This window comes from Pantoea sp. nfd-35 (assembly GCF_056892255.1).
In genome coordinates this window covers 3,450,195-3,463,459 of record NZ_CP122403.1, presented here as the reverse complement: position 1 = coordinate 3,463,459, position 13,265 = coordinate 3,450,195, and the positions used below count along the sequence as shown (strand labels likewise).

Below are 13,265 nucleotides of genomic sequence, written 5' to 3'. Positions count from 1 at the left end.
TGCCCGTGCAGGCGGTCGGGTTAAGGGGCTCGCGCCAGCCCCTTAACAATCCCGGCGTCCGGCAGCCGCCGCTGTTCCTTCGTCGTTTGCTGCGGCCTGACGGACCGTCCGGATGCGCCCTCCCTGGCGCAGCCGTCCTCGTCGCGGCTTCCCTGCCGCGCCGTCCTGGCCTTCGCTCTCTCCTCAGCGCGGCGGATGCCTCCGGAAAACCCCCGCCTGTGGGATTTTGTTCTTTTTTTGGTGCGGCTTTGCCTGGAGGGTTTTTCTTTAATGAGTTTGCCCTTAAGGCTGGCGCATACTTTGCCTGCCTGCGGGTATTTACGGTTTTGCTCCGTGCAGATTCCGCCCGCCAGGCGGTGGGGAGTTTCAGCCTGTCCAGGCAGGCGGTCGGGTTAAGGGGCTTGCGCCAGCCCCTTAACAATCCCGGCGTCCGGCAGCCGCCGCTGTTCCTTCGTCATTCACTGCGGCCTGACGGACCGTCCGGATGCGCCATCCCTGGCGCAGCCGTCCTCGTCGCGGCTTCCGTGCCGCGCCGTCCTGGCCTTCGTTCTCTCCTCAGCGCGGCGGATGCCTCAGGAAAACCCCCGCCTGTGGGATTTTGTTCTTTGTTTGGTGTGGTTTTGCCTGGGGCCTGCCAGGTGGTAAATCCACGGTTTTGCTCCGAGAATATTCCGCCCGCCAGGCGTCGGGGAGTTTCAGCCTGTCTGTGCAGGCGGCCGGGTTAAGGGGCTTGCGCCAGCCCCTTAACAATCCCGGCGTCCGGCAGCCGCCGCTGTTCCTTCGTCATTCACTGCGGCCTGACGGACCGTCCGGATGCGCCGTCCCTGGCGCAGCCGTCCTCGTCGCGCCTTCCGTGCCGCGCCGTCCTGGCCTTCGTTCTCTCCTCAGCGCGGCGGATGCCTCGAGCAAACCCTCGCCTGTGAGGGCGTGTATTTTTCCCAAAGGCCTGCTTTGCCTGTTATTAACATGCGCAATCAGAACTGAAGACAGGAAGGCCTGACGAAAATGAAAAAATGAACAGCAATAAGCTGTGATGCTTTTCTGGCATCTGAAGCGACGCGGAAAGTAGTTTTGGCACAGGTATCAAAGCGGTGGAGTGGGCCGGCCTTCCCACTCGCTGAGCGGATGCAGGATTTCCGGATGAGCCGACAGGACGTCGGCGAAAGTCAGGCCGCGCCAGGGATGGCGCGTCCTGGCGGTCCGGCAGAAATCCTGAAGCAGCGAAGGGACCGCGCAGCGGCGGGTGGGCAGGACGGGAGCCCGGGGTCAAGGGGCCGCGGCGACTGGCGGCCCCTTGTCGGTCGCCCGCACGGGGCGAGCTGAAACTGCCTGCCGCCTGGCGAGCGAAACCTTCTCGGCGCTTTGTGACTGGACGCCGCTCAGGCGGCAAGCCTTAACCACCCCTGTTCGGCGACGAACACCTACTTCTTATATTTCGCTTCCAGCGTCGCAAACCACGGCTGGACGAAATCCTCATTACTGCCCCAGCCTGGAATAATCTTGTTCAGCGATGCTACGTTCACCGCACCAGGATGGCTGTTGAGCGCCTGCTGAGAAATCGATGCGGCTTTGAATTCATACGTCGCTGGGGTGGTTTCACCGGCAATCTTGTTCGCCACCAGGCGCATATTTACGGCCCCGATGGTTTTAGGGTCGACGGCGACGGTCTGTACCCACGGGCTGCCTTTCTGACGCATCAGCTGCAAATCCTGATTGGAGACATCAATGCTGTACAGTTTGATCTCTGTACGGCCATTCTCCTGCAGCGCTTTATAAGCGCCCTGGCTGAACGCATCCCACGCGCCCCAGATGGCATCGATCTTGCCTTTGGGGTATTTCGCCAGAATAGCGCCCACTTTATTGGCGGTGTCGCCCTGAACATCCGTTGATACCGCGCCAATCGACTCAAGTTGATGAATGCCCGGGTTCTCTTTCAGCAATTTTTCATAAACCACCTGACGACGTTCCATCGGTGGGAAACCCGCTACCCATAATTTAACGATGTTGGCTTTACCGTTGAAATCTTTGATTAACTGTCCCAGAGACAGTTGAGCCAGAGAAGCATCATCCTGAGCTGTCACCGTAACGCCTGGAATCGGAGTATCCACCGGTGTATCAAATACCGAGACTTTAATACCAGCGTCCGCAATGCGTTTTACCAGCGCGCTGGCGTATGGCGCTTTGCCATGTGACAGAACAATACCGTCGTATTTCTGGCTGATGGCCTGATTCACGAAATCCTGAAAGCGCGCATCGTCGCCGTTGCTGAGAAACGTACTGACTTTAAAGCCCAACTGGCGGCCTTGTTGAATCGCCCCCGCAACAAACTGCGTGGTGTTGTCGTCTGAGCCAAGGTTACGGATAACCGCAATACGGATCGGCCCTTCATGGTTAGCGATAGCGGCAGGAACGGGCGTAACGGTGTCGGCAAATGCTGCGCTGGCGTTTAGCAGGCTTAATGCCAGCAGCGAGAGTGTTATCTTTTTCATTATTCTTAACTCCAGTAAGGGGAACGCGCCTCAGCGGCGCTGAACGTACGTGATAGCCAGTGCTAAAGCCAGCACCAGCCCTTTAATAATGTCCATGGCGTAATAGGGCACGGATAACATAACCAGACCGTTTTGCAGCACGCCAAGAATAACGGCACCAAGTAGCGTACCCAGCGCATTCGGTTTACCTGAACCGGCAAGGGATAAGCCGATCCAGGCCGCAGCGACGGCATCCATCAGATAACCGCTGCCCGCATTCACCTGCGACGATCCAATGCGTGAGGCCAGCAGAATACCGCCCAGCCCCGCTAACAATGAGGCGATAACATAGGCCAGTACGCGATAACGCGTGGTACGAATACCCGAAAGTCTGGCGGCTTCGGGATTACCGCCCAACGCGTACATGCGGCGACCGTGCTTTGTCAGGGATAGCGCCAGCTGTGCAACGACCGTGACAACCAACATGATAATGACGATGGTGGGCACCTGGCCCAGCAGGTTAAAGGTTGCCGGAATTGTGCCCTCAGCCATGTCGCCGCTGGGCAACACCATATTTTCCGTAATCGAGCCACCAAAGCTGTAGGTCATTGCCACGCCCTGAATCACAAACAGGGTGGCGAGTGTTGCCAGCATGTCGGGAATACGCAGCACCACGATCAGGAAGGCGTTGAACAGGCCGACCAGCGTACAAAGGGCCAGCGTAATTGCGATAGCCGCCGTCGTATCAAAGCCGTACCAGACGAATAACGAAATCACCAGGGCGTTTGCCAGTGAGGCGGTCGAACCAACGGAAAGATCGAAGCCGCCCACGGTGAGCGACACGGAAACGCCCACCGCAATGACGGTCACGATGGCGATGGATCGCAGGATATTAATGATATTGTTCGGCTCCAGAAAACTGTCGGATGCCAGACCAAAGGCTGCGATCAATATCACTACCGTCAGCAGCATGCCCCACTTGTACAGGAAATCGAACAGTTGATGGCGCAGCGAGGAAGACGCTGCATTCAGGGATAAGTCTTTACTGCTCACGCAGGGGTTCCTCCGGTGGAATAGAGCAAAAGTGTCTCTTCTGTGGCTTGCCGTCCCTCTAACTCCGCCACAATACGTCCATCCCAGAGCACACAAATACGGTCGCATAAGCCGACCAGTTCAGAAAATTCGCCAGAGGCGTAAATTATGCCTTTGCCTTCTTGGGCAAGGTTGCTGATCAGCGTGAACAGCTCGGTTTTGGCTTTAACGTCCACGCCTTTCGTGGGTTCATCAAAAATCAGTACGTCGGCGTTGTTGCGTAACCACTTGCCTATCGCCACTTTTTGCTGATTACCGCCTGAGAGACGACGCAACTGCTGCGCCGGGCCTGTCGTACGTACGCTGAGACGACGGATAACCTCCTCTGCCCAGCGCCAGGCCTGACGATGACCAAACAGGCTCCAGCGGGAAAAACTGTCGTCTGCGCTGATACTCAGGTTCATCGCCACCGATTCATCAATGAAAATGCCTTCTTTGCGACGCTCTTCTGGCACCAGCGCCATGCGCTGTTGCACCGAGTCGTGTGGCGATCGCGGTTTCCAGCGTTTGCCGTGCAGTTCACCGCCTGAAACACGGCTCTTACTGGCACCGAACAGCGCCTTGCAGAGTTCGGTTTTCCCTGCACCGGCCAGACCGGCAATGCCCAGAATCTCGCCTTTGTGCAGGCGCAGCGAGATATCCTGTAGCAGGTGTTCATCATGCAAGCCCTCCACCGCCATGAGCACGGACTGCGGCTGAAAGGGGCGACGCGGGGGATAAATATCGGTTAACGGATGCCCCAGCATTTTTTCAACAATCTGCTCACCGCTCAGCGAAGCCATCGGGGCGCTTTCGATCAGCCGTCCATCGCGCAGCACCGTCAGGCGATCGCAAATGGCTTTCAGCTCGTGGATGCGGTGAGAAATAAACACCACGCCAATGCCGCTGGTCTGGAGGCGACGGACCACGGCGAACAGGCGTTCGCTCTCGTGCTGGTCTAGCGGCGCAGTGGGTTCATCGAGGATCAGAAAGCGGCAGTGATGCGACAGGGCTCTCGCCAGCAGAATTTGCTGCTTCTCCGCCAGCGAGCAGCGCTCTACCGGGCGTTTAACATCTATGCTGGCATCCAGTTGGGCCAGCAGTTGGCGCGCCTGGCGACGAATATCGCCCCAGCGAAAGCCGTGGCCGGGCTCGGCCAACTGATCCAGCAGAATATTTTCGGCGACGCTTAATTGCGGCACCAGCGCCACATCCACCTCCTGCTGTACAAGGTGAATGCCCAACTGCTTTGCGTCTCGCGGGCTGCGAATCGACACCGGTTTACCGTCCAGCAGAATCTCGCCGCTGTAGTGACTGTGGGCGCCCGAGAGCACCGCCATCAGCGTAGACTTACCGGCACCATTGGCCCCGGTCAGAGCATGAACCGAGTGGCCTTCACTCTGAAAATCCACCGACGTTAACGCGGCAAATCCGCCAAAATCGATGGAGATGTTACGCATCTCAAGGCGATTTAAAGCACGCATTGCAGGGATCTCCATTAAAGTCACTGACCACATTTTTTCCTGAAGCATCAGGCACGGCAACAGCCGAAAGCGCATAAGTTAGCACAGAAACTTATTAGCCATCCAGACATCTGGACATAATGGCGGCTAAAGCTGGGGAAGCGCAGTAAGTTGGTGATTTAGCGGCAGGAAGTGGGCTTACTCCAGCGGATTATGCTGCGCAGGCACCAGGAACGCTGTGACGCGCTTTCACTCATCAGGAAAGAATGCGCGCGCGCTGGGATGCTGAAGGCCAACGTGACCCGGTTAATCTTTAATACGGGGGCAGGGCAGGTTATTTGAATGCGTAAACCTCGGCTAAGTCGGCCAGATCCCAGTTTCCCCCAGTGAGCAGCACACACACTTTCTCGTCGGGTTGCAGGCTAACCGATCCCGCCAGTAGCGCACCGAGACCGATTGCGGCGGCCGGTTCCGCAATCAATTTTGCATCCCTCGCAAGCACGCGCATGCCCTGAATAATATGTTCTTCATCCACCACAATAATCTCGTCGGCGTACCTCTCAATAATGGGGTAGGGATTACGTCCCGGTACGCTGATTCTTAAGCCGTCAGCGATGGTGTTGAGCAGCGGAAGGGAGGTGGGCTGCTGGTTGATCCGGCTTTGATAATATTTCGGCGTCAGGGCTGGCTCAGCCCCAATGACCCTGACAGCGGGGCGAGATTCTTTGATGGCCGTGGCGACACCGGAAAGAAGCCCGCCACCGCCCAGCGGCACGATCACGGTATCCACATCCGGTAAATCATTCAGTATTTCGCAGCCGATCGTGCCCTGACCGGCCATAACCATCGGATCTTCAAAGCCATGCACCACCGCATAGTTGTTTAGCTCGGCAATCTCATAGACTTTTTTCCAGCGCGAGGCGTTGTCGCCATCGAAGAGAATAATCTCCGCACCCAGGGCCCGGGTGTTCTCGATTTTGATTTTCGGCGTCGTTACCGGCAACACCAGAACCACTTTCACGCCCAGCATGCTGGCCGCATACGACAGGCCCTGCGCATGATTGCCTGATGAACTTGAAATAATGCCGTGGGCAAAGGCTTCAACGGGCAGGGAAAGCACTTTATTTAACGCACCGCGAATTTTAAACGCGCCGGTAATTTGCAGCGTTTCCGGTTTGAGATAGAGCTGGCAGCCCACCTGTTTTTCAATTTTCTCAGCGCGCAGCAAGGGTGTGTGGCGAATATGGGCGGCAATGCGCTGTTGCGCTTCGTGAATATCTTGCAGGGTAGGATACTGACGCGTCATAGCGGTTACCTTCGTCTGGACGAAAAATTATTCAAAAAACGCAAAACGGGTTCCGACGCCTTTTTCAATCGCTTTGCGGTAAATTTTACCGGCGGTCGTGTTGTCCTGGATGGACAGTCCGGTGGAGTCAAAAAAGGTAATTTCCGCCTCGTTCTCTCTGCCCGGTTTATTGCCCAGCAAGATTTCACCTATCTCAGCATGAATCGCGTTTTCACTGATGATGTTTCTGTCCAGCGCGTGCCAGGTTTCCCCTTTCTGCGTGCACTGGGTCAGGGAATCGACAACGATTTTTGCCCGGCTGAAAATCTGCGGATCGAACTCCTGCTTGCCGCGCTGGTCGGTGCCGATGGCGATGATATGGGTGCCGGGCTTGATCCAGCTGGCTTCGACCAGCGGCCCTTTGCCTCGGGTGGTGGTAATGACAATATCGGCTTGCTCCACCGCGGCCTGACAGCTCTCAGCCACAATCACCGGAATGCCAAACGCGCTTTCAATATCCTTTTTAAAGGCAATACGGGTTGCTGGCGTTCGGCTCCACGCATGAATCTCCTCAATTTGCATTACCCTGACAATGGCGCTGATCTGCATCCTGGCCTGATTGCCGGTGCCTATCATCGCAATTTTTTTTGCCCCGGCGCGCGCCAGCGCCTTCACAGAAACGGCACCCGAGGCGCCGGTTCGCAGGCCGGTAATCAGGCTGCCGTCCATGACGCAGCACAGCGCACAGCTACGGGCATCAAATAAAATTACCGTACCCATGCCGCCCGGCAGGCCATATTCCACCGGATTCTGGGGAAAAGGACCGGAGGAAGCCTTCATCGAAATCAGTTCACTGGTTTTGTAATAACTGGTTTTAAAGTCGATTTCCCCTCCCGCTTCGGGGAGATGCAGGCCAATATAATCCGGCTGTTCCACCAGGTTGCTGTTGAACGCTTTATAGGCTTCTTCTACGGCCTCAATGACGTCGTCGGTGCTGATGAGCTGACGGACTTCCTGTTTGGTAAGCAATAACGTATTCATGCACCCTCTCATTGCGCAGTGAAGAAGGCCTCTCCGTCACACAAAAGGCATGATGCCGTGGCCGGAGGCAGTTTGGCTAATGCGCATTATTGCATCGGCGGTACAACAGAAAATGTCAATTTGCGGGTGGAATAAACGCATTTAGCTGTTTTAGCGAGCGATAGCGAAAGCGCATGCTAAGTCAGTGCCGGGTAGCGAGGGAGGGGGCCAAAAGGGGCAATAAAAAAGGGTTTATGATGAACATAAACCCTCAGAGACGTTATCGCGCTGGAATTACTTTTCGGGCACCACGTTCAGCAGCGTCGTCAGCAGTTTCCAGTAAAGACCGACGCTCTCGATGTGCACCTGCTCATCGGGTGAGTGGGGACCGGTGATCGTTGGGCCAATTGAAACCATATCCATATCTGGATAAGGCTTTTTGAACAGACCACATTCCAGGCCTGCGTGAATAACCTGAATGTTAGGCGTCTTGTTGAACAGTGCCATGTAGGTTTCACGGGTCAGTGCCATAATGGGCGAATCTGCATCTGGCTGCCAGCCAGGGTAGCCGCCTTTCGGCTTCGTTTGCGCGCCTGCCAGCTGGCCCAGTGAGGTTAACATCTGCACAACGTAATCGCGGCCGGTATCGATCAGCGAACGAATCAGGCAGTTAATTTCTGCTTTATCGGCCTCCATCGTGACCACGCCGACGTTCAGTGAGGTTTCAACCACGCCTTTGGCAACGTCAGAGTTACGGATCACGCCGTTTGGCGTGCTGTTCAGCAAATTCAGGAAGCGATCGCGGCTCTCTGTCGTCAGCGCATCACCCTGATGGGCAACCGGCTCGGTGACAAAGGCGATGTTTTTCTCTTTCACGCCGTGTTCATTTTGCAACGCGGCCAGGAAGCTGGCGGCTGCCGATTTCAGGTTGTCCACTTTGCTGCTGTCAACAGACACGGTCGCAAAGGCTTCACGTGGAATCGCGTTACGCAGCGTTCCCCCGGTGAACGTCACCAGACGTAAATCCAGCTCTGCGGCATGGGCGGCAAGGAAACGAGCCAGTAACTTGTTGGCATTCCCCAGGCCCATATGAATATCTGCGCCGGAGTGGCCGCCACGCAAACCTTTCAGCGTAAGCTTCAGGGTTTCGCTACCCGCCGGAACGGCTTCACGAGTCAGGGGGAGCGTGGTGATAAAGTCGATACCGCCTGCGCAACCCATGTAGATCTCACCTTCTTCTTCCGAATCGGTGTTGATCAGAATATCGGCCTGCAACCAGCCTGGCTGTAAGCCAAACGCGCCATCCATGCCGGTTTCTTCGGTCATGGTCAACAAGACTTCCAGCGGGCCGTGAGTCAGGCTGCTGTCCGCCAGGACGGCCAGCGCAGACGCCATGCCAATGCCGTTATCGGCACCCAGCGTCGTGCCGCGCGCTTTCACCCATTCGCCATCAACATAAGGCTGGATAGGATCTTTGGCGAAGTCGTGAACGGTATCGTTGTTTTTCTGCGGCACCATATCAAGGTGAGCCTGCAGCACCACCGGGGTGCGCTTTTCCATCCCCGGGGTGGCTGGTTTACGGATCAGAATATTGCCTACCTGATCGCGCTCACACCAGAAACCTTGTTCTTTAGCCCAGCCAACGATATAGCTTGCCAGTGCTTCTTCATGAAAAGAAGGATGCGGAATAGAGCAGATCTTAGTGAAAAAATCCCACAGTGGCTGTGGAGAGAGTTGAGACAATTCAGACACGACAAGTCTCCTGTGTCAGTGCGCCGGCCAGGCCGGACATTGCGAAGTTCCAGTGAAAGATCGCCGTCAGTATACCGACGAGATAGGGCGAGAATATCACTGTTTCTCACCCGGTGTGATATTCAACGCGTTAAAAAGCCGCAACCAGAAGCCAGGTGCTGGTTTTTAGCGCGTCATGTCCTTATAATCTCGCGCAACCTTTTCCCCGTTGCACATTTTTTAAGCCACACTGACTGGCTGGGATACCTATTTATGAGCGAAAAATACGTCGTTACCTGGGACATGCTGCAGATTCATGCCCGTAAACTGGCTCAACGCCTGCTTCCTGTTGAACAGTGGAAAGGCATCATTGCAGTCAGCCGCGGCGGTCTGGTACCGGCTTCGCTGCTGGCACGTGAACTGGGTATTCGCTATGTCGATACCGTTTGTATTTCCAGCTACGATCACGATCACCAGCGCGAAATGAAAGTGTTAAAGCGCGCAGAAGGCGATGGCGAAGGCTTTATCGTGATTGACGACCTGGTTGATACCGGCGGCACCGCACAGGCCATTCGCGAAATGTACCCAAAAGCCCGTTTCTGCACCATTTTTGCTAAGCCTGCGGGTCGTGAGCTGGTAGACGATTATATCGTTGATATCCCTCAGAACACCTGGATTGAGCAGCCATGGGACATGGGCGTGGTCTATATTCCGCCGATTGTTAAAAGCTGATTGATGTAACACAAACAACGCCCGGTTTTCCGGGCGTTGTGCTTTCTGCGCCTCGCGAGTTGTTTTGCGGTACAGTACACTTACTTACCGCTGTTAATGCTGTCAGAGAGGTAATATGCCTGGCAAAAACCTGAGCGTTGAGCTGTTCAAGCCTCGTTTTAAACACCCTGAAACCTCGACCCTGGTGCGACTGCGTCGTCACGCCACACATGAGGTGCATTCTGCGCTGGATGGGGACAGCCAGCGTGGCTGGTACCGGATGCTTAATAAGCTGATGTGGGCCTGGCGTGGTTTGCCCTCCCAGGAGATTAGCGAGGTGCTGGCGCGAATCGCCATCAGCGATGTTGAGCACACCAATTCGGCGCTGCTGGATACGGTCATCGGTTACCGTAACGGTAACTGGAACTACGAGTGGAGCAGGCAGGCGGGCATCTGGCAGCAGCGGGCACTTGACGCGAACACAGACGAACACGATCGGGCTGGTCACGACTGGTTACATGCGTCGCATCTCTACAGCGTGGCGGCGTATCCTTATATAAAAGGCGATGAGCTGGCCGATCAGGCGCAGACGCTGGCCAGCCGCGCTTATGAAGAGGCAACCCAACGGCTACCCGGAGAGCTTAAAACGCTCACCTTTCCGATTCAGGGCGGCAGCCCGGTAAGCGGCTTTTTGCATATGCCGTCCGGCGTGGACGCGCCTTATCCCACCGTCATGTTTTGCGGCGCGCTGGATTCGCTACAAACCGATCATTATCGTCTGTTCCATGACTATCTGGCACCGCGTGGCATTGCCATGCTCACGCTGGATATGCCTTCCGTGGGCAATTCGATGAAGTGGAAGCTCAGCCAGGATACCAGCTTTCTGCATCAGCAGGTCCTGCGTGACCTGACCTCTGTCCCCTGGATCGATCACACACGCGTTGCCGCGTTGGGCTTTCGCTTTGGTGCCAATGTGGCGGTCCGTCTGGCCTATCTCGAATCACAGCGGCTTAAAGCCGTGGCCTGTCTGGGACCGATCGTACACAGTATGCTGACGCAGGCTCCTCTGCAGAACAAAGTGCCGGATATGTATATGGATATGCTTGCCAGCCGACTCGGCATGACGGGCACCACGGACAGCGCATTGCGGGCGGAACTGCTTAGCTATTCCCTGAAAAATCAGGGCTTGCTGGGGCGCAGAACCGCAACACCAATGTTGTCCGCCTACTGGACAAACGATCTCTTCAGCCCGGAAGAGGAAAGCAAATTAATCGCTAACTCCTCGTCGCAGGGTAAGGCCTTGTTAATTCCGGTAAAACCGGTGATCGCCAGTTTTGATAAGGCACTTAATGAAATCAGCGACTGGCTGGCACAACGTTTGCAAAGATAGCTGGCAAAATTTGCCGTGTTTGCTACAACTACTAGCTGGAATCATTCGGATCGTCGAAAGACAGAGCAGCATGGCTGCTACGGTTCGGAATATAAAGCCTGTCCTTATGGAGAATTAGCATGACGTTACCGAGTGGCCATCCCCGCAGTCGCCTGCTTAAACGCTTCACGGAACTAGGACCTTACATCCGTGATGGAAAGTGTAGTGAAAACCGTTTTTTCTTCGACTGCCTGGCTGCCTGCGTGAATGTAAAACCTGCGCCCGAACTGCGTGAGTTCTGGGGCTGGTGGATGGAGTTGGAAGCGCACGCCGATCACTTTACCTACGTTTATCACATTGGTCTGTTTGACAAAGAAGGCGACTGGTCTGTCGCTACGATCAAGGGCAAAGATAACAACGCCCGCGTGGAAGAAACGTTACGTAATTTCCACGGCCGTCTAAAAGAGATGCTGAAAGAGTTTGAACTGGATCTGGTGCCTGCCAGTGATTTTGATGAAAAACCGGTAAAACTCAGCGCCTGACATCAGGCCCCTGCGAGGGCCTTTTTTGTACCCGCCTCAGGCAGCCAGAGTATCTGCAGGCAGACAGGGTCATGGGGCGACAGGAAAAGGAAAGGGCGAGTTTTGCAACTCGCCCTTTTAATAGACACATTCACATTGAGGGTAAAGCACTAAGCCTCTCCATAGCGCGGGCCGTCATTCCCTCGACAGTCCCTCTCGCCAGGTAAGACTCAGATTCATCAGAACTGGTAGGTCAGGCCGACAGCAACAACGTCATCGTTGTTAAGCGCCAGCTTGTTGTCTTTATCCAGTTGGTTGATTTTGTAATCAACAAAGGTCGACATGTTTTTGTTGAAGTAGTAGGTCGCGCCCACGTCGATATATTTAACCAGGTCAGCATTGCCGATACCGTTTTCGATATCTTTGCCTTTGGTCTGCACGTAGCCAATGGATGGGCGCAGGCCGAAGTCAAACTGATACTGCGCAACCAGTTCCAGGTTGTCAGCTTTGTTGGCGAAACCACCTACTGTACCTGTAGTATTGCTGAAGCTGCCTGGAACTGAAATTGGCGTCATGTTACGGGTTTCTGTATAGATCGCCGCAAGATAAACGCTGTTGGCATCATATTTTAAACCAGTACCCCATGATGTGGCTTTATCGCCGCGACCATAGGTTCCCGCGACCTGGGCATTGGTACGATCAGATGAAGTGATCGCACCTAATACGCTTACACCAGAATCAGGAATGGTATAGCCCAGTGATGCACCAAAACCATCGCCGTTCTGGCGGGAGGTATCTGTACGGCTGTTTGCAGAAGTCGAGTCATTTTTACCCTGATACTGAAGAGCAAACTTCAGACCGTCCACCAGACCAAAGAAGTTGGTGTTACGGTAGGTCGCTACGCCAGTAGCGCGCTGTGCCATAAAGTTGTCGGTACGTGCCGTGCCGTCACCACCAAATTCCGGGAAGACGTCAGTCAGAGACTCAACGTCATACAGCACGCCGTAGTTGCGGCCGTAGTCAAATGAACCGTACTGAGAGAATTTCAGACCGGCAAAGCCCAGACGAGTTTTGTTGTTCTGGTTAGCATCACTGCCTTCAGAGTTATTTGCCTTGTACTCATATTCCCACTGGCCGTAGCCGGTCATCATATCGTTAATCTGCGTCTGGCCTTTAAAACCAATACGCACGTAAGATTTATCGCCGTTAGCACCGGCATTGTCGCTGAAGTAATGCTCGGCTTTAACCTTGCCGTAGAAATCCAGCTTGTTACCATCTTTGTTATAAACTTCAGCGGCCTGCGCAGCAGAGGTCAGGGCCAGAGCAGATACCACGATTGCCAGTGTACTTTTCTTCATTTGCTATCAATCCCAATGAGTAAAATTTTTTTGTCCTCAACGTCTTCCTGTTACAGGCATGGCTGCCTTTATTCTCCGGATGCTCAGTGAACAGGCCGGGGGGCATTCAGTTGCCGCCTTGTTACAACAAGAAAACTTTTGAGGCATCAATGAAAAAGTTTGTAAAACACGGACTTTTTACCGATCAACGATGAACTTTTAATGACAATTTTGATGTTTTGTTGTTAACAGGGAACTTTTGGTCTAATTGACGCTCTGCGAAATTTGC

At 54.8% G+C, this 13,265-nt stretch carries 10 protein-coding genes; 3 read left to right on the top strand and 7 right to left on the bottom strand.

Features of this window, described 5'->3' with window-relative positions; genetic code table 11:
* Nucleotides 1-1,421: 1,421 nt before the first annotated feature.
* From P9J57_RS16155 to pepD, 6 genes are all read right to left on the bottom strand, one after another.
* Nucleotides 1,422-2,489, bottom strand: coding sequence for a sugar ABC transporter substrate-binding protein (locus P9J57_RS16155; protein ID WP_014593006.1), 1,068 nt, complete (start codon nt 2,487-2,489; stop codon nt 1,422-1,424).
* Between the two features lie 30 nt (nt 2,490-2,519).
* On the bottom strand, nt 2,520-3,521 hold the full coding sequence (locus P9J57_RS16150; RefSeq protein ID WP_028714852.1) for an ABC transporter permease: 1,002 nt from the start codon (nt 3,519-3,521) through the stop codon (nt 2,520-2,522).
* A complete protein-coding gene (locus P9J57_RS16145) occupies nt 3,518-5,023 on the bottom strand; it encodes a sugar ABC transporter ATP-binding protein (protein WP_015700891.1) in 1,506 nt (501 codons plus the stop codon). Before P9J57_RS16145 ends, P9J57_RS16150 begins: the two co-directional genes overlap by 4 nt.
* 313 nt (nt 5,024-5,336) lie before the next feature.
* On the bottom strand, nt 5,337-6,308 hold the full coding sequence (locus tag P9J57_RS16140) for a threonine ammonia-lyase (RefSeq protein WP_483279293.1): 972 nt from the start codon (nt 6,306-6,308) through the stop codon (nt 5,337-5,339).
* Nucleotides 6,309-6,335: 27 nt separating this feature from the next.
* Entirely contained in the window at nt 6,336-7,328 is a 993-nt protein-coding gene (locus P9J57_RS16135; RefSeq protein ID WP_014606500.1) for an ornithine cyclodeaminase family protein, read from the bottom strand.
* A gap of 273 nt (nt 7,329-7,601) precedes the next feature.
* Complete coding sequence (pepD, locus tag P9J57_RS16130; protein WP_483279292.1) at nt 7,602-9,059, bottom strand: beta-Ala-His dipeptidase; 1,458 nt, start codon at nt 9,057-9,059, stop codon at nt 7,602-7,604.
* Between the two features lie 252 nt (nt 9,060-9,311).
* On the opposite strand from pepD, the gene gpt reads away from it, so the two are divergent.
* The 3 genes from gpt to crl all read left to right on the top strand — a co-directional run bounded on the left by gpt (nt 9,312) and on the right by crl (nt 11,660).
* Nucleotides 9,312-9,770, top strand: a complete 459-nt coding sequence (gpt, locus tag P9J57_RS16125) for a xanthine phosphoribosyltransferase (protein ID WP_014606498.1) — start codon at nt 9,312-9,314, stop codon at nt 9,768-9,770.
* A gap of 115 nt (nt 9,771-9,885) precedes the next feature.
* Entirely contained in the window at nt 9,886-11,139 is a 1,254-nt protein-coding gene (frsA, locus tag P9J57_RS16120) for an esterase FrsA (protein ID WP_014593013.1), read from the top strand.
* 119 nt (nt 11,140-11,258) lie between these two features.
* Nucleotides 11,259-11,660: a sigma factor-binding protein Crl gene (gene crl, locus P9J57_RS16115; RefSeq protein WP_015700889.1), complete on the top strand. Its 402-nt coding sequence runs from the start codon at nt 11,259-11,261 to the stop codon at nt 11,658-11,660.
* Between the two features lie 218 nt (nt 11,661-11,878).
* On the opposite strand, the gene ompC is transcribed toward crl, so the two are convergent.
* A complete protein-coding gene (gene ompC, locus P9J57_RS16110) occupies nt 11,879-12,997 on the bottom strand; it encodes a porin OmpC (RefSeq protein WP_015700888.1) in 1,119 nt (372 codons plus the stop codon).
* Nucleotides 12,998-13,265: the final 268 nt, after the last annotated feature.

Bases quoted from the DNA above. Each gene is read 5' to 3' on its own strand.
- P9J57_RS16155 (WP_014593006.1), bottom strand. From the start codon at position 2,489: ATGAAAAAGATAACACTCTCGCTGCTGGCATTAAGCCTGCTAAACGCC.
- P9J57_RS16145 (WP_015700891.1), bottom strand. From the start codon at position 5,023: ATGCGTGCTTTAAATCGCCTTGAGATGCGTAACATCTCCATCGATTTT.
- P9J57_RS16140 (WP_483279293.1), bottom strand. From the start codon at position 6,308: ATGACGCGTCAGTATCCTACCCTGCAAGATATTCACGAAGCGCAACAG.
- P9J57_RS16135 (WP_014606500.1), bottom strand. From the start codon at position 7,328: ATGAATACGTTATTGCTTACCAAACAGGAAGTCCGTCAGCTCATCAGC.
- gpt (WP_014606498.1), top strand. From the start codon at position 9,312: ATGAGCGAAAAATACGTCGTTACCTGGGACATGCTGCAGATTCATGCC.
- frsA (WP_014593013.1), top strand. From the start codon at position 9,886: ATGCCTGGCAAAAACCTGAGCGTTGAGCTGTTCAAGCCTCGTTTTAAA.
- crl (WP_015700889.1), top strand. From the start codon at position 11,259: ATGACGTTACCGAGTGGCCATCCCCGCAGTCGCCTGCTTAAACGCTTC.
- ompC (WP_015700888.1), bottom strand. From the start codon at position 12,997: ATGAAGAAAAGTACACTGGCAATCGTGGTATCTGCTCTGGCCCTGACC.